Origin of the sequence: Hyphomonas sp., assembly GCF_041398385.1 — a bacterium.
Classification (GTDB): Bacteria; Pseudomonadota; Alphaproteobacteria; order Caulobacterales; family Hyphomonadaceae; genus Hyphomonas.
In genome coordinates, this window is record NZ_JAWKUW010000004.1 from 153,884 (window position 1) to 170,843 (window position 16,960).

General features: G+C 63.2%; 17 protein-coding genes and 1 riboswitch. Of the genes, 1 reads left to right on the plus strand and 16 read right to left on the minus strand.

Annotation, left to right across the window (positions count from 1 at the left end):
• Positions 1-45 precede the first annotated feature (45 nt).
• The 11 genes from R3C13_RS09845 to R3C13_RS09895 all read right to left on the minus strand — a co-directional run bounded on the left by R3C13_RS09845 (position 46) and on the right by R3C13_RS09895 (position 10,507).
• A complete protein-coding gene (locus tag R3C13_RS09845) occupies positions 46-1,005 on the minus strand; it encodes an acetyl-CoA carboxylase carboxyltransferase subunit alpha (protein ID WP_371310647.1) in 960 nt (319 codons plus the stop codon).
• A gap of 45 nt (positions 1,006-1,050) precedes the next feature.
• A complete protein-coding gene (locus R3C13_RS09850; RefSeq protein WP_371310648.1) occupies positions 1,051-1,986 on the minus strand; it encodes a type II secretion system F family protein in 936 nt (311 codons plus the stop codon).
• Positions 1,987-1,992: 6 nt separating this feature from the next.
• Positions 1,993-2,976, minus strand: a complete 984-nt coding sequence (locus tag R3C13_RS09855; protein WP_371310649.1) for a type II secretion system F family protein — start codon at positions 2,974-2,976, stop codon at positions 1,993-1,995.
• 10 nt (positions 2,977-2,986) lie between these two features.
• Positions 2,987-4,375 (minus strand): CpaF family protein, encoded by a 1,389-nt coding sequence (locus R3C13_RS09860; protein WP_371310650.1) that lies wholly within the window; start codon positions 4,373-4,375, stop codon positions 2,987-2,989.
• Positions 4,372-5,571, minus strand: coding sequence for a CpaE family protein (locus R3C13_RS09865; RefSeq protein ID WP_371310651.1), 1,200 nt, complete (start codon positions 5,569-5,571; stop codon positions 4,372-4,374). Before R3C13_RS09865 ends, R3C13_RS09860 begins: the two co-directional genes overlap by 4 nt.
• Position 5,572: 1 nt before the next feature.
• On the minus strand, positions 5,573-5,851 hold the full coding sequence (locus tag R3C13_RS09870) for a hypothetical protein (RefSeq protein ID WP_371310652.1): 279 nt from the start codon (positions 5,849-5,851) through the stop codon (positions 5,573-5,575).
• A gap of 13 nt (positions 5,852-5,864) precedes the next feature.
• Positions 5,865-7,154 (minus strand): type II and III secretion system protein family protein, encoded by a 1,290-nt coding sequence (locus R3C13_RS09875; protein WP_371310653.1) that lies wholly within the window; start codon positions 7,152-7,154, stop codon positions 5,865-5,867.
• Positions 7,154-8,044: a Flp pilus assembly protein CpaB gene (gene cpaB / locus R3C13_RS09880; protein WP_371310654.1), complete on the minus strand. Its 891-nt coding sequence runs from the start codon at positions 8,042-8,044 to the stop codon at positions 7,154-7,156. Before cpaB ends, R3C13_RS09875 begins: the two co-directional genes overlap by 1 nt.
• A gap of 174 nt (positions 8,045-8,218) precedes the next feature.
• Entirely contained in the window at positions 8,219-9,208 is a 990-nt protein-coding gene (locus tag R3C13_RS09885; protein WP_371310655.1) for a threonine/serine dehydratase, read from the minus strand.
• Between the two features lie 42 nt (positions 9,209-9,250).
• Positions 9,251-10,123: a UTP--glucose-1-phosphate uridylyltransferase GalU gene (gene galU / locus R3C13_RS09890; RefSeq protein WP_371310656.1), complete on the minus strand. Its 873-nt coding sequence runs from the start codon at positions 10,121-10,123 to the stop codon at positions 9,251-9,253.
• A gap of 105 nt (positions 10,124-10,228) precedes the next feature.
• A complete protein-coding gene (locus R3C13_RS09895; protein ID WP_371310657.1) occupies positions 10,229-10,507 on the minus strand; it encodes a hypothetical protein in 279 nt (92 codons plus the stop codon).
• 266 nt (positions 10,508-10,773) lie between these two features.
• Between R3C13_RS09895 and R3C13_RS09900 the strand changes: the two genes are divergently transcribed.
• Positions 10,774-11,481, plus strand: coding sequence for a sugar transferase (locus tag R3C13_RS09900; RefSeq protein WP_371310658.1), 708 nt, complete (start codon positions 10,774-10,776; stop codon positions 11,479-11,481).
• Here the strand turns inward: R3C13_RS09900 and R3C13_RS09905 are convergent.
• The 5 genes from R3C13_RS09905 to R3C13_RS09925 form a co-directional block, all read right to left on the minus strand.
• Positions 11,464-12,213, minus strand: a complete 750-nt coding sequence (locus R3C13_RS09905; RefSeq protein ID WP_371310659.1) for an ABC transporter ATP-binding protein — start codon at positions 12,211-12,213, stop codon at positions 11,464-11,466. The genes R3C13_RS09900 and R3C13_RS09905 overlap by 18 nt on opposite strands.
• A complete protein-coding gene (locus R3C13_RS09910; protein WP_371310660.1) occupies positions 12,210-13,184 on the minus strand; it encodes a FecCD family ABC transporter permease in 975 nt (324 codons plus the stop codon). The genes R3C13_RS09905 and R3C13_RS09910 overlap by 4 nt, the downstream gene beginning before the upstream one ends.
• 2 nt (positions 13,185-13,186) lie before the next feature.
• Complete coding sequence (locus R3C13_RS09915) at positions 13,187-13,972, minus strand: ABC transporter substrate-binding protein (protein WP_371310661.1); 786 nt, start codon at positions 13,970-13,972, stop codon at positions 13,187-13,189.
• A gap of 5 nt (positions 13,973-13,977) precedes the next feature.
• Entirely contained in the window at positions 13,978-15,753 is a 1,776-nt protein-coding gene (locus tag R3C13_RS09920) for a TonB-dependent receptor plug domain-containing protein (protein ID WP_371310662.1), read from the minus strand.
• A gap of 172 nt (positions 15,754-15,925) precedes the next feature.
• Positions 15,926-16,124: riboswitch (cobalamin riboswitch) on the minus strand.
• Positions 16,125-16,151: 27 nt separating this feature from the next.
• Positions 16,152-16,919 carry an SDR family NAD(P)-dependent oxidoreductase gene (locus tag R3C13_RS09925; protein WP_371310663.1) on the minus strand — a complete coding sequence of 256 codons (768 nt, stop codon included), beginning with the start codon at positions 16,917-16,919 and terminating at the stop codon, positions 16,152-16,154.
• Positions 16,920-16,960: the final 41 nt, after the last annotated feature.

Consider the following 16,960-nt stretch of genomic DNA (forward strand, 5'->3'; position numbering starts at 1 on the left):
ACCGGGAGCGTTACGCGCCCGCACGCTGAACACAAGCCTTGAGGCCTAGATGCCCTCGCGTCCGATGGCGTAGAACCGTTCGCGGCGCTGACGGCGCAGTTCAGCGGGAGACAGGCCTTCCAGCTCTTTCAGGGCACCGTCGAGCGCCTTGGCAGCGGCCGCCATCGCCCGCTTCGGATCGCGGTGCGCGCCTCCGACAGGCTCCTTGACGATCCCGTCGATGACACCGGTCCGCAGAAGGTCCGGCGCCGTGATCTTCATGGCATCCGCCGCTTCCTTGGCCTTGCCCGCATCGCGGTATAGGATCGAGGCGCAGCCCTCCGGCGAAATCACCGAATAGATCGCGTGTTCCATCATCAGCACCTTGTTGGCCGCGGCGATGCCAATGGCGCCGCCCGACATGCCCTCGCCGATGATCAGCGTCACAAACGGAACGCCCAGCGACAGGCCGCGCTGTGTTCCGCGCGCAATCGCCTCGGCCTGGCCGCGTTCTTCGCCGCCCTTGCCGGGATAGGCACCCTGCGTGTCGGGGAAGCTGAAGACCGGCAGGTCGAACTTCTCCGCAAGGTCCATCAGGCGCACCGCCTTCCGGTAACCTTCCGGGTGGGCCATGCCGAAATTATGTTTCAGGCGCTTCTCGATGGTGCGCCCCTTCTCGTGACCCATGATCACGACAGGCCGGCCCTTGAAACGCGCGAGGCCTCCGATGACGGCATCGTCGTTGCCGTAAAGCCGGTCGCCTGCCAATTCCTCGAAATCCTCGAAGATGTTTTCGATGAAATCTGAAAAGTGCGGCCGGTCGGGGTGGCGGGCCACCAGTGTCTTCTGCCAGGCGCTAAGGTCCGAATAGGTGTCCTTCAGCAGCTTCTGGGACTTCGCCTTCAGCTTGGTCAGTTCGTCCGTGATGGACGGCCCGTCCTTGCGCGAAGCGATTGTTTCAAGCTCCGAAATCTTGGAATCGAGATCGGCGATCGGCTTTTCGAAATCGAGGTATGACACTTTCATGGCCGGATACCTAGCAATCCCAGCCTGACTCGCCTAGTGCCGGCGTCAGCCCATGACGCTCTGGATCTTGACCACCGCCGGCAGGGTCAGAACACCCAACAGGACCGGAAACACAAAGAAAATCAAAGGCAAAGTTAGCTTCGCCGGCAGCGCCATGGCCCGCTCCTCCGCCATCAGGATGCGCCGCTGGCGCATGTCAGCCGAGAAAATTCGCAGCGTGGCGCCAAGACTCGTGCCCATTTCCTCGGCTTGGCGCAGCATGGTGGCCAGCGATCCGGCGTCTTCAAGGTCCATCCGGTCTGCGAAAGAGCGCCACGCCGTCTTGCGTGACTTGCCGGCTCGCAGTTCCAGAGACAACTTGCGCATATGATCGGCGATGACCGGGTGTCGCGTTTCAAGCTCCTCGCCGACCCGCTGCACCGCGGCGTCGAGGCTGAGGCCCGCTTCGACGCAAGCCACCATCAGGTCCATCATGTCGGGGAAACCCGCCGAGCATTGGTCCTGCCGCTTTGATATCCGTTGGCCGATGACCATGGGCGGCCCCATCAGGCCCGCAAGGACCAGACCCACGCTGATCAGCAGCGGTGCCAGCGGCGGCAGTCCGCCCAAATAGGGCAAGGCCAGCAGGACCAGCAGTTGAGGCACCACCACGCAAAGAAGGCGAACGAGATAATACCGGCCGACCGCCGCAGGGTGGGTGAATCCTGCCTGGACAAGGCGCGCCCGTGCCGTGCTCATTTCCTCTTCGTCCGTCGGCGCCGCCTTGCTGGCGAAGCTCGCGACCACTTCATCGAACGCGCCGGCGCGGCGCTTCACTGGCTCAGACCCCGGCTGTCCCCGCCGCTCCAGCCGCCGCTCCACCTCGTCCTTCGCGCGCACATTGCGCATGAAAGACAGGGTTCCCGGAATCGCGAGCAGCATCGCCGCCACGAACATCAGGCCGGGCACAAGTGACTGTTGAAGGGTGAAGCCGTCGAACATGCCTGCCTACATCTTGAAATTGATCATCTTGCGCATGACGAGATTGCCAATACCCATCCAGACAAACAGGATCGGGAACGCCGTGCGGATCAGCGGTTCGTCAATCACGTCACCATAGAATTCCGGCCGCAGCAGGTGGATCGCCGTCATCACGATGAAGGGCGCACCGGTCAGGATCATGGCGGACACGCGCCCCTCGGAGGTCGCGGCCTTCACCTTGAGGCGCATGGTCTGCCGTTCACGGATGGTCGACGTGTTAGCCTTCAGAAGCTCGCACAGATTGCCACCGGTCTTTTCCTGCAGGCGCACCGTCGCGGCGAAGAGCTCGACATCCGGGTCACCTGCCCGATCCGCCATGCGCTGCACAGCGTTCGTCAATGACATGCCGTAGGAGACCTCGTCTGCCGCCATGCCGAATTCCGTGCCGATCGGGTCCGGCATTTCCTTGGCGACGAGTGAAATTGCGGTCGCCACCGGATGGCCCGCCTCAAGGCTGCGGCAGGCAATCTGCATCGCGTCGGGGAGTTGTACCGACAGGCGCTTCATCCGCTTCCCGGCAACCATTTTGAGGCCCAGGATCGGCGCGCCGGCGAACAGGAGCAGTGCGATCAGCACGCCTGGCCAAACCCCACCGACAAACTGGAAATAGGCGAGCCCGGCCGCCACGCCGCCCGCAGCGGAAGCGCCCCACCAGCGCAGCGGCTGGAACGGAAGGCCGGTCTGCACCACAAGCCGGTTGAACCAGCGCACCGGCATCATCAGGTTGCCATTCTCGTCGAGGCCGCGACTCTTGCGCAACTCCACCATGGCTTCGCGGGTGCTTTCGAACCGGTCCTTGAACATCAGGCGCCGGTTCACGACGCGCTGTGTTTGTGCCGTCGATACGACGCTCAGGACCGCCTGAATCGCGAGGAAGAAGGCGCCCGCCGCCATGATCGCGGGGATGACCAGCGTCAGGCTGAAACCGGAAATGTCTGCAAGACCCGGCACCGCTGCTTCCTCAGAATTTCATCGCCGGATCGAACAGGCCCTGCGGCATGTGCACACCGCGCCGTTCCATTTCATCCAGGAATTTCGGGCGCAGGCCCGTCGCGACGAACTTTCCCAACACCTTGCCATTGTCGTCCGTGCCCGTGCGCTCGAACTTGAAGATCTCCTGCATCTGCACCACGGCGCCTTCCATGCCGGTCACTTCGGCGATCGACATCACGCGGCGCGAGCCATCCGACAGGCGCGAAGCCTGCACGATGAAATTTACAGCCGAGGCAATCTGACCACGGATGGCCTCTTCGGAGATTTTCATTCCGCCCATCATTACCATCTGTTCAAGACGTGTCAGGGCATCGCGCGGATTGTTGGCGTGGATCGTGGCCATCGAGCCTTCATGACCCGTGTTCATGGCCTGCAGCATGTCGAAAGCTTCCTCGCCGCGCACCTCCCCGAGGATCACTCGGTCCGGACGCATCCGCAGCGCGTTCTTGACAAGCTCTCGCTGGCGAATCTCGCCCTTGCCCTCGATGTTCGGAGGACGGGTCTCCATCCGCGCCACGTGCGGCTGCTGTAGCTGCAGTTCGGCAGCGTCCTCAATCGTGATCATCCGCTCGTCCGGGCTGATGGCCGATGACAGGGCGTTCAGCAGCGTCGTCTTGCCTGAGCCGGTACCACCCGAAATAACGGTTGAAGCACGGCACTTTACTGCGCCCAGGATGAAATCCGCAATCGGTCGCGGGATGGCGCCGAACTCTACGAGGCGGTCGATGGTCAGTGGCGACTTGGAAAATTTCCGGATCGACACCAGCGGGCCGTCGATGGCGATTGGCAGCACCGCAGCGTTCACGCGGCTGCCGTCAGCCAAGCGCGCATCCACCAGCGGCTGGCTTTCATCGACACGGCGGCCGACAGCCGCCACGATGCGCTGAACGATGCGCAGCAAATGGTCATTGTCGGCAAACTTCACCGGCGCCAGCTGCAGCTTTCCATGCCGCTCGACATACACCTGATGGCAGCCATTGATCAGGATGTCCGCGATGGAGTCATCCTTCAGCAGCGGCTCGATCGGGCCAAGGCCCGTCATTTCATCCATCACCGCATCGGCAAACGAGGCCTCCTCGGCCGAAGACAGCGCCATGTCTTCCTTCCGGATGATCTCGGCGATAATGCTCCGCACGCGGCGGCGCATCGTGTCATCGTCGAGCTTCTCAAGTGCCGACAGGTCCAGCTCGTCGATCAGCTTGGCATGAACTTTCAGCTTGGCATTCAGCAGGTCGAACGCTTTGGAATCCTGCTGCCCGCGCGCGGGCGGAGGAGGTGCTGACGTGGCCTGCGGCTGCGGCAAGGACGATGGCTCATCCGGCTTTGCGACTGCGTTGGAAAATCCGAACCGGCTCATCCTCTGCGCCTCCGCTTGGTGTTGACGGGCTGGGTCACTTTCATCTCTTTCGGCAGCATCTGTTCGACCAGTGCAGCAACATCTGCCACCAACGGGCTTTTAGGCTTCACCTCGGCAATCGGCCTGCCGAGATTGACGGCCGTGCGCGCTGCATCCCAGTCGGACGTGATGGTCGCATTGATCTTCCGCTCTATGGCCTTCTCGGCCTTGTCGACCGGAAAGCTCGCGCGCATGCTTTTCTTCTGGAACATCCGGTTCAGCACAAGGCGTGCCGGCACGCGGTCACGACGCAGGACGTCGGTCTCGCGGCACATATCGGCAGCCGCATGAAGACTCGGCACGGTCAGCTCACTGATGATGACGGCTTCATCGACAGCGGCAAGGACAGACTTGGTCCACGGCAGCAAGTGGCGCGGCATGTCCATGATCACAAACTCGAACGTTCCGCAGGCAACATCCAGCAGACGAAGGATGGCAGGCTCGGATGCCAGCGCATCGGCGTCCGGATTGCGCGGCGACGCGATCACCGACACACCGCTCTCATGCTGCGAACACCAGGCCGCGAGGAGACGCGTATCCAACCGGTCCGGAGCGGCCGAGAGGGCAGCCAGATCCAGCTTCGGTACTGCCTCAAGGAACGAGGTGATCATCCCGTCAGCAACGTTGAGGTCAACCAGGCAGACCTTGCCGGGCCCGAAGCGGCGCGCGAGTTCGAAGGCGCTTTCGATGGCAATGGTCGAAACGCCAGCTCCTCCGACGGCTCCACGGAACGCCCAGCAGACATTGCCGCTGCTGCCGCCATCGGCTTCCAGCGTTTCACTGAATTTGAGTGCGGATTCGAGCAGGTCCGCTGCGCCTGCCGATGTCGGCAGGATGTCCGACATGTCGAGCTTCATCAGCGCCCGTACCATATGGGCCGGGATCTGGTCGGAAAGAACGATAACTGCAGTTGAAGGACGATCGACAGCCAGCTTCAGCAACAACTGGTCCCAGCCCGCCTGCGACTGTTCCAGCACAACAATGCCATTGCCGAATTTCACGGCCGATCCAGACGCCGAAGCACCCGACAGGTCGGCAACGTCCGTGCAGATCGTCTTGAGCGTCTCAAGGCGCTCCGGCGAGACCAGCGCCGCCATATGTGGCACCATCTGGTCCGGCATGGGGCGTAGCGCCATGGAGGGTGCAGCTTCGCCCATCTTACAGGCCCTCGCTGCCGCCGCCGAGAGACGCATCCGGAAGCGGCTTTGACTTGCCTTCATTCAGGGCACGCACGGCGTTGGCCGCCCGCACGCCTGAAGCCGATTCGATCTCGGCCGAATTCGGCACCGTCACATCGCGCACAGACTGTTCCGCAATATTGGTCCGGGTCGCTTCACCCAGCAGGTAACGGTCCTGCGCGTCATAGGAGGCGCACGCTCCCAGCAGCACCACAGCACCGGCGAGCAGCATTTTTGCAATCATTGTACGGAGTTTCATCATCCCTGCCCCCTCAGTTCGTCAGCGCGCCGGTTGTCTTGTTCATCAGGAAGAATTCTTCTTCCGTCGGCTCTGCAAAGGCATCGAACGGCGATGCCAGATGATCCGGATGCGCCGCCGGCTTCACCAGGCGCGGCGTGATCATGATGACCAGTTCGCTTTCATTGCGCTGGAAACGCTTGGACGAGAACAGAGACCCGAGCACCGGCACGGAGCCGAGCCACGGCGTCTGGCGTACATCGTTCGAATAATCGTTCTGAAGCAGGCCGGCGATGGCGAAGGCCTGACCATCGCGCAGCTCGACCGTCGTGTCGGCCCGGCGCACGGAAATGCCCGGAATCTCGATATTGGACGCACGGATGCCATTGGCTCGGTCAAGCGCCGACACTTCGGGCCGTACACGCAGGTTCACCAGCCCATCGCCCAGCACGGTCGGCACAAAGTCGAGCCCGACGCCGAATTTCTTGAATTCCACCGTGATCTCGCCATTGCGCGTCGCGACCGGGATGGGGAATTCGCCGCCGGCGAGGAAGCTCGCCGTATCGCCGGACAGCGCCACGAGGTTCGGTTCTGCCAGCGTGCGGATCACGCCTTTCTTCTCCAGCGCGCGCAGCGTCACGTCGATATTCTCGCCGCCAACATTGGTGAACGCCGCCAGCGTCTTGACTGCGAGGCCCGAAATGGTGCTCGACTCGGTCTGCGTAACAAAGTCATTAGCGTCGATCTGGTTGCCGAAGCCGATCTCCTTGACCGTGCTGCGGCTCGCTTCCAGGAAACGCACTTCCAGCAGCACCTGCTGGCTCTGCCCGATCGAAAGCCCGTTCGCGACACCGCCCGGCACATAACGCTCTGCCACCTGCAACGCCATTTCGGCTGCTGCGGCCGTTGTCACCTTGCCATCCAGGAACACGCCATCGTGCACCGGATACACTTCGATCTCTTCGCCCGGCAGCAGGTTGCCAAGGTCGGAGCGCAACTCATTGAGGCCAAGCTCGACTTCCACATCGATCAGTTCGGCGATCTTCCCGTCAGACCCATAGATCAGGACAGTAGTCGAGCCCGGCATCTTACCGCGCAGGAAGAAAGACCGGTTGGAAGTTGCCATCGCTTCGGCAACTTCCGGATCGGCGACCACCAACGTCGAGAATACTGTGTCAGATTCAACGACCGCCGAGCGGCCTTTTTCCACGACCAGAACTTCCGCATCCGGACCGCTCGTGCGCTGTGTCCAGGCCTGCGCGGCCGGAGCCACGACAACACTCATCACCGCAAGCGCGGCGGCAATCTTCCTGAAGTCGAACATCAGCGGTTACCCCCGGTCAGGCCTTTCGGCGCGGCCGGCGCATTTGCCGGCGCAGTCACTTCAACATCAGAATTGCCATTGATCACGCGGACCCGTGCGGTCGGCGGTGCCCGGCGCGTCGGGCGCACGACTGCCGGCTTCACCGGTTCAGTCTTGGCTTCAACGATCAGGTCGGCCTCTTCCTCGCGCCCGATCAGGGCAAGACCGAGCGCTCCGCGCTGGCTCGCCGCGCCCAGCGCCAACGCGCCTTCCGGCGTAACTTCGAGCGTCACGGTGTTGGATGGCCGCGCGCCTTCAAGGTGCGGATCGAAGGTCTGGTCGACCGCCAGCACGGTTACGTTACGCAGCACCGGTCGGGCAATCAGGTCACCGGAAATGCGCATGTCTTCGTTTCCGCGGGCGTAGCGGTCGCCGTCGCGGTCGCGCGGAATAAACTCGTTCACGTCCACCCGGTCGCCGGGCAGGACGAATCCTGCGACGCCGGTATCGTTCTTTACAACGATGGAGACGGCGCGCATGCCGGTCTTGATCGCGCCCGCCAGCGTCACGGCTGCGCCGTCAAGGTCGAGCTTCTCCAGCATGACCGGCTCGCCCGCCACGATCACGCCGCGGGCATAGGCCTTCGGCGGCAGGTCGCCGGCGGCGCGCAGCGCGCCTTCCGGTACGATGTCCGCCGGCCATTCCACCCGTTTCAGCATGCTGCCGTCGACAATCTCGCCCGGCTCGATCGAAGCGACCGCGACCATTACGCCAGCCATCTGCACTGCGGGCGCCGCCGCCTGTGCTTCAGCCGACGATGAGCCCGACGTCATGTAGTTCCGGCCCATCCATACCGCGCCTGCACCAAGCAGGACCGACAGGCCAAGACTGATAAGGGGCGCTAATTTCATGTCTGTACCCTCTCGCGCCGTTCTGGCGCGCCATCTGCAGCTATCTTGCTTAACAGACAGACGGTAAGGGGCCTTGAAGGCCGGGCGCAAAATCTCGTCCCGGCACGGAACATGCCGTTAACCATCCCGAAAGATATGGCGTCAGGAAATATGTGGGTTCAGCCGCGCCCGCACTCAGGCGGCCGACAGGATTTCTGCATAGAGCAATGCGTCGACATTGCCGCCGGTAACCAGCACGCCCACCCGCTTGCCGCGCATCTCGTCCGGAAGGCCCCCCAAGGCCGCTGCCAGGCTGACCGACCCGCCGGGCTCCGCCACGACCTTCAGGTAACGAAACGCCGCCCGCATTGCGACGGCCACTTCATGGTCACTGACCACCAGCCCGCCGGACAGTAGCCGCTTGCCGATGGCGAAAGTCAGGTTTCCAGGCTTTGGCGTGAGGATCGCATCGCAGAAAGACCGCGTGCCCGGCGCATTGGCGAGAATTTCACCTGCCGCCAGCGAGCGCGCCCAGTCGTCATGCCCTTCCGGCTCGGCCGTCCAGATGCGCGTCTGCGGCGACATGCCCTCCAGCGCGAGGGCGATGCCCGTAATCAGGCCGCCGCCACCGGCCCCGCAGATGAGATAGTCCAGCGGCGCCCCGAGCTCTTGCATCTGCGCGGCAAATTCGAGACCCACCGTGCCCTGCCCGGCAATGATGTCAAAATCATCATAGGACGGCACCAGAACGGAGCCCCGCTCGGCGTTGATCGCCCGTGCGATCTCTTCGCGGCTTTCGCTCACCGGATCGTACAGCCGGATCTCCGCGCCGTCCGCGCGCACACCATCCACCTTCACGGCTGGCGCATTTGCAGGCATCACGATCAGCGCCGGCATGCCCAGCAGGCGCGCTGCGCGTGCAACGCCCTGCGCATGGTTCCCTGACGAAAACGCCACAACGCCCGCTTGCCGCTGGTCTTCGGGAATCTGCAGCAGCCGGTTGGTCGCGCCCCGGATCTTGAAGCTGCCCGTTTCCTGCAAGCATTCCGGCTTCACGAACACCTGCCCGCCGGCCATCTCGTCGATTGCGTCGTGGCGCAGGACGAGGGTGCGGCGCACATGGCCGGCAAGCCGCGCCGATGCGGCAACGACATCCTCAAAAACAGGCAGATTCAGCGGATCCATGACGGGTGCATAGCCTGCTCCCGCGCCGGATAAAATCTGAATTTAGAGCTTGGCAGCCGCCTTGCGGACCAGTTCGCGCGCGCCGTCCGATGTTTCCTCATTGTCGAGGGCATGGGCAAGCACGGCTTCGAAATAGCCAAGCTTGGAGCCGCAGTCATACGGCGCCCCTTCGAACTCATAGGCATAGAACGCCTGGCTTTCCATCAGGCGGGCCATGGAATCCGTCAGCTGGATCTCGCCACCCGCGCCTTTGCCCTGGTCGGCCAGCAAGTCGAAGATTTCAGGCTGCAGGATATAGCGGCCGGTAATTGCAAGGTTCGACGGTGCAGTCTCAACCGGCGGCTTCTCCACCATGCCGGACATACGGATCAGGCGGCCATCCCGCTCGACCGGCGCGATCACGCCATAAGACGACACGCGATCCATGGGCACCGGGTCGACTGCGATCATGTTGCCGCCGACCCTGTCATAGGCGTCCACCATCTGCTTTAGGCAGGACGGCTTGCCCTTCACGATCACGTCCGGCAACAGCACCGCAAACGGTTCGTTGCCGACGATGTCGCGGGCACACCAGACGGCATGGCCAAGCCCCAGCGGCTTTTGCTGGCGGGTAAAGCTTGCGGCGCCCGACGGCAGCCGGCTCTGCTCTACCTGCTTCAGGATCGCATCCTTTTTCTTGGCGATCAGGGCTTCTTCCAGCTCATAGGAATGGTCGAAATAGTCTTCGATGGCGGCCTTGTTGCGGCCAGTCACAAAGACGATGTGCTCGATCCCGGCTTCAAGGGCCTCGTCCACCACGTACTGGATTGCCGGACGGTCCACCACCGGAAGCATTTCCTTGGGGATAGACTTCGTCGCGGGCAAAACCCGCGTTCCGAAACCGGCGACCGGCAGGACTGCCTTCCTTACGCGCATGATATTTCCAATTCTCGTGTCTCAGGGGTATTCTGTTGCCGCTAAATAAGCAAATAGCCTGCCACCTCCAAGGGGCAGACCATCATACTTTGCTGACAATTGCCGTCAGAGCGAGGTGACGAGCCAGAAGCCTGCCAGCCAGCAGGACAAGCAGAGCACCAGCACCGTCGCCGTCACATAGCGCGCCGGGTACTTCTTGGGTTCCTGCAGCCGGCTCTCCAGGTGCGACTGGAGTTTGCGGGCCGGCGACTCGGTGCGCCCGCGTTCGGCCGCATCCGGCACGCGGATGTGCGCGGCGGCGGTCCCGCCGACGGCGTCTTGGTCCGCCTTGCGAGGTACGGGCTTTGCACTGGGTGGATCGGAAGGGGCACGGGCTGCGGACATTCTACTCTCCGGTCGGTTGCCGCCACACCTGCACATGACTCACTAAGGCTTGGCTAACGCATGAGCGTTTCGTTCAAATATTCAGAAATCTATGCTTTGTTTAACTCGCCTCAGACGCGAAAAATGGCTAAACTTCATCCACTTCTCGCCAGAAAAATGTCATGAGCTGTGTTTTTTCACTTCCGCAGCACACGAGGCCTTTTCGTATTCTTTACGAATCGTTAAAGCCCTCACCAAGCAGCTGGTAGCGTGGGGACGACACCGCTATGGGACTAATTCATTTCGACTCCGGCATGAGCCGGCAAGCAGGCGCGCCGCCGCCGGCAAAGCCGACGTCGCCGAAAGACTCTTCCCTGTTCGGGATCAACGGCCCGGCCAAGCGCGCCATGGACCTCGCAATTGCCGTTCCGGCAGCCATTTTCCTTGCCCCGCTGTTCCTGATCGTGAGCCTTGCGATTTTCCTCGAGAGCGGCGGCCCCGTATTCTACGCCCAGCAAAGGATCGGTCGCGGTGGCAAGCTGTTCCGCATGCTCAAATTCCGCTCCATGCACAAGAACGCGGAAAGCCTGCTGGAAGCGCACCTTGCTGCCAACCCTGAAGCGCGCGCGGAATGGATCGAATTCCAGAAGCTACGCTCCGATCCGCGCGTCACGCCCCTCGGCCGCATCCTGCGCGCGTCATCGATCGACGAACTGCCCCAGATCTTCAACGTCATTGCTGGCGACATGTCGATCGTCGGCCAGCGGCCCATCCTCAATTCGCAGCGCGATGCACTCGGCCCACATATTGCCGGCTATGAGCGTGCCCGCCCCGGCATTACCGGTCTCTGGCAGGTTTCCGGCCGCAACGGCGTGAATTTCGCCCGCCGCGCCGAACTCGGCAGCGAATACGTGAATGACTGGAGCCTGCTGCTGGACCTACGGATCATCGCGATGACCGTGCCCGCTATCCTCCTCTCAAAGGACGCGTTCTAGCGCCCCCTGCTCGGTCCTGCGGATCCCGAACACGCGCGCCAGCAGCTCGTTTTCGAGCACAGCGTCCGGCACGCCGTCCGCCTCGACCTGACCTTCATGCAGCACGACGATGCGGCTGCAGAAGCGCACGGCGAGATCCAGGTCGTGCAGCGCCACCAGAACCGTGCGCCCCGCTGCCGCTTCCTGCTTCAGCACATCCATCAGGCTGAGCTGTTGGGAAATATCCAGCGCGGCCGCCGGCTCATCCAGCAGCAGCAGCTTCGCGTCGCTCACCAGCACACGCGCCATGTGCAGCCGGGCTGTTTCACCGCCGGACAATGCCAGGACGCCCCGGCCCTTCAGATGAGCCGCAGACATCCGCGCCATTGCGGCGTCCACCCGCTGCTGCGCCCCTGAGCTAAGCCGGTCGAACGTGGCTGACGCCGCCGGGCCGAGCCCCAGCGCGACAAGGTCTTCCGCCAGCAGGTTCCACGCCACCGGCCGGCTCTGTTGCAGCCAGGCTGCTTTCCGGGCGCGGACTTCAACCGTCATCCCGTTCAGGTTCTCCCCATCGAGCAACACCCGGCCCGATGAAGGTGCCAGCAATCCCGCCGCTAGCCTCAGCGCCGTGCTCTTGCCCGCACCATTCAGCCCCGCCAGCGCAATCAGTTCGCCTGCGCCTGCAGCAAAGCTGACATCGCGCAGTGCTTCACGGGGACCGAGCCTCGCCGAAACGCCATGGAATTCAATCATCGGCCCAGCCCCCCGATGCGCGCGGCAATCCAGATGAAGACCGGCGCTCCGAACAATGCCGCCGCGACACCCAGCTTCAGTTCCTGTGCGAACGGCAACACCCGCGCAGCAAGATCCGCCGAGACCAGAAGCAGGCCGGCCAGCAAGGCCGACGGCACCAGCAGCCGCGCCGGGTCATGCCGCACGAACGGCCGTATCACATGCGGCGCGACGATCCCGACAAAGCCGATCGTTCCGGCAATCGCAACGCTGCCCCCTGCCAGAAGCGATGTGCCCGCAATCACCAGCCAGCGGGTCCGGCGCGGATCCGCACCCAGCGTCGCCGCCGTCTCGTCGCCCAGTGAAAGCGCCCTCAGCCCTCCGCCTGACATCAACACGGCCACCGCCCCGGCAATCCAGACCGGCAGGATCATCGCTACGTCCGTCCACGAACGATTGGCGACCGATCCCAGCATCCAGTTGACGAGGTCAGCGAGGCTCCAGGGATTGGGCGCAAGGTTCAGCGCCAGCGCCATGAGCGCGCCCGCAAGGCTCGACAGACCAATCCCGACCAGCAGCAGAGTGACGGAGTTTGCTCCCTTGCCGGCCGCAAACAGCAGCAAGACCACCGCGACCAGCGAAAACAGGATCGCCGCGGCCGGCACGCCCAGGCTCCCGGCACCCGCAAGTCCGAAATAGATCGCCACCATGGCGCCGAGCGAGGCAAAAGACGACACGCCCAGCACGCCCGGTTCTGCCAGTGGGTTCTGCAACAGGCCCTGCATCGCCGCGCCTGCGAGCCCCAGCGCCGCACCGACGCCGAACGCCGCGACCGCACGCGGCAGGCGTATCTCCCACACGATGACCCGCGCCGCTTCGCTGCCCTGTCCGAGCAGTGCCGAGACCGTTTCGCCAAAGCTGAGGGGCGCCGTTCCGGCGAACACCGATACAATCAGCATCAGGCCGCAAAGGCCGAAGAGGAGCAGGCTCACTTTCACCGATTGCGCCCCTTCACTTGCCGGTTCAGGTCCGCCGCCTCGTCTGCTACGAACCAGGCAGGACAGGTCAGCCGGCTCTCATCCAGCTCCACCTGCTCTGCATGCTGAAGGATTTTCCGCAACACCGGGTGGCGCGCGGCACTCCACTGGTCGCCCGTATCCGTGTCGAATCCGAAGAACGCCGTCACGGCAAGAGCCGGTGGCGCAACAACCAGCCGTTCCAGGCCGACACTATGCCAACCTGGCCGGTCCGCCGCATTTTCAAGGCCCGCAGCGCTCAGAATGGTGTCGACCATGGTGCCGGTACCCGCACTCACGCCACTCGGCGTCATGTACGCCGCCTTTAAGCCGAGCGGTGCGGCGGGAGGTGGCATGTGTTCCACCAATCCTTCTGCCCGCGCGGCCTGATCCAGAGAAGCTCCGATCTCACGCGTGACCTGCGCGGCTCCCTCAAAATCGGTCGCATAGCCGATCTGCACAGTGTGGATGCCAAACCGCTCATAAAAGGCCAGCGCCCGCGCATCCCCGCCCCAGCTCCGCACCACAAGGTCCGGCTTCAGGGCGATCACATCCTCCGCCGCCGCCCGCACTTTCGGAATGCCTGCAGCCCGGGCGCGAAGGAAGCTGAACGGCTTTTCCGCATCCTTGGAAACGGCAAGGATCTGCTCCCGGTCAGCGAGGCCCAGCACAAACTGGTCCGCGCAATAGTCCAGCGACACGACGCGCGGCTTTTCGGCCCGTACCGGCAGCGCGGACAGGACGACACCCAGGAGCAGACCCATCAACCTCATCTGAGCTTCAGCCCCACATATCCGGCGGCGCCCGGCGCGGCGTAACCAAACACGTCGACGGCCTCTTCGTCGAGCAGATTCTCGCCCCGCAACGTCAGTGAGATACGCTCTGTCAGCGGATATTCGAACCGCCCCGACACGAGCACATAGGAATCAAGTGTCACGCGCGTTTCCGGGAATGTCCCGAAGTCGAAATCATCCTGTTCGCCCACATAGTCGAGCGCAAGCCCCGCCTGCCACCCATTGCCATCCGGCTGCCACAACAAGGCAACAGACGCCGTCTCTGACGGCACGCGGATTTCATCCACGCCGGTGTCGTTGGAACTGTCCGTCAGGGTCAGCTGGCCCGACACAGTCAGGGCATCGCTCACCGGCCAGCGCCCCGCCAGTTCGATGCCGGACCGCTCGCTCCTGCCGGTCCTGTTACGGGCCGTTGAAGTGAAGTCAGGATTGAAAGCCGTGTAGATCTCGTCTTCAAGTTCGGCGGAGAAATACGAAGCGGCAAGAACAGCAGGCCCCGCCTGCAAGTCGAACCCGGCTTCCCAGGAAACAGACGTTTCCGGCTTCAGGTCGCGGTTGCCGACAAAGCTGCCGGGAAAAAACCCGAAAAGCTCCGTAAACGTTGGGTTCTTCACACCCTTTCCGGCACTTGCGCGCAGACGCACAGGCGCCCCGGCGACCTGATACGCCCCGCCAAGGCGCCAGGTCGTTGCGTCATCGAAGCGGCCATCATTGTCATCATGGCGCACTGATGCCGACAGCGATACCTGATCCGTCGTGAACCTGTATTCGCCAGCCAGCCCAAGCGTCTCGAACTCTTCCGATGCATCGGTTTGCCCGCCATACTGAACATCTGCGCGCTCATACTCTTCGCGCTCATACTCGGCGAGGCCAGCAAATCCGTGCGCCCCCCGGCTGACCGACGGAATCCACGAAACCCTGGTGCGCTTGCCGGTCGACGAGTCCAGAAGGCCGGTCTCGCTCGTATTGTCGCGCGAAACTTCGCCATAGCTGGCCCGCAGCGACTGATCGATCCCGGCGATTGCGCCATTCAGCGACACGCCGAGCAGCGACTGGTCCGCTTCGGTTTCACGGTCGGCATCGTCGAGCCGCCCGTCAAAGTCGAGATCGGTGTCGAACTGTGAGGTTGACCGGCGCACCAGGGCCAGCCCACCCAGCATCCAGCCGGGAGCAATCTCTGCCTGCCCGCGCAGCAGGCCGGACAGTGCATCGGAGCTGTCTGCCTCACCGCCCTGTCCGGACACGTCGACGCCGTCTGTCCGGAAGCCGGAAAGCACCGCACCGAACTGCTCTCCGTTCCATCCAAGCCGGCCGTTCAGGGTGTCCCGGTTGCCCGCTTCCGCTAACCCGATCCATCCGGACGCAGATGACGGCAGGATATCCACCACGCCGCCAATTGCGTCGGAACCATGGATCGAGGACGCCTCACCCCGCAGAACTTCCACCCGCGCTGCCGGCAGCGCCGTCAGCAGGCCGAAATCGACCTCGCCGGTCACCGGGTCCGACACTTCGAACCCATCGAACAGGACCAGCGTATGGTTCGCCTCCGCCCCGCGCATCCGCAACTGCGTCAGGCCACCCACACCGCCGGAGCGGGAAACGGCCACACCCGGCACGGCCCGCAGCGCGTCAGCCAGATTTGGCGCCGCCCGTACCGCAAGATCATCTTCCGTCAGCACACTGACGCTACCGGTCACGGCATCCAGCGTCAGCGGGGTAAACCCGGTCACCTCGACCGTCTCGAGTGACAAGTCTTCTTCCGCGGCCGCAGCTCCGCAAAAGCCGGTTGCAAAAATAGTCGTCAAAAGCGCGCGTCTCAGCATCGCGATAGTCCTTCCGTCTGCCCGGCGCACCGGGCGGTTTCACACGATGTCGCATGGACGGAAGTCTTGCCTCCGCTGCCTCTGGCCTCTTCCCGGACCGGGGCAAACGACGGCAGTAGGCAGGTCTCCTGGCTCACGGATCGTCGCTTGCGGGCCGCCTTCCCAATCCCCTTTGATGGGGTTCAGTGGCTTGATTGGCCCGCCAGCTAACCGCTGACAGTTGCGGGTACAGCGCCGGATTTTCGCCGGCTTCCCTTTTCACCCGGAATTACCCGGGCACCTTCTGCGTGAGGTGTCTGTAGACGCGCTTTTGCTGCGCCGCAAGATCAAAGCGGGATCAGCATATGTCCGCCGTCCACAACAACGGTCGATCCTGTCATGTAGCTGCCCGCGTCCGAGCTGAGGAGCAGCAGGGCGCCATCCAGCTCGCGATAATCCCCGAACCGCTTCATGGCGATCCGCTTGCGCATCGCCTCTCCCGCATCGGAGTCGAGATAGTCGTCATTGATCTCGGTATAGTAATAGCCCGGAGAAATCGCATTCACGCGGATGCCATAGCGTGCATTCTCCAGCGCCATGTGCCGCGTCAGATGGTCGACACCCGCTTTCGAAACGCTGTAGGCAGCCGTCATCATCTGAGTCCGGTGCCCGGTGATCGAGGCGATGTTGACGATCGAGCCTTTCACGCCCGCATCGATCATCGCATTCGTCGCATGCTTGCCCACCCGCCAGACGCCGGTGAGGTTCGTATCGATCACGGCGTTCCAGTCCGCCTCGCTCTGTTCCCGGAACCAGCCTTCGCGGGACATGCCGGAATTGCTGATGATAATGTCGCAGGGCCGGCCCAGCGCTTCCTTTATCTCTGCAAAGGCGCCGGAGACGCTGTCGTCCGAAGTCACATCCATCTCGACCGGGAGCGCGCGTCCGCCCGCCTTGCTGATCTCTTCGGCCAGGTCTTCCAGACGATCCATACGCCTTGCCGCAACGACAACATCTGCGCCCGCCTGCGACAAAACCGACGCGAAATGCCGCCCCAGCCCGCTCGATGCGCCCGTAATCAAGGCCGTCCGGCCTCTCACATTGAACAAATCCATGCCCCCATCCTCCTATTTCGCACTTGCACGCCGCAAGATTC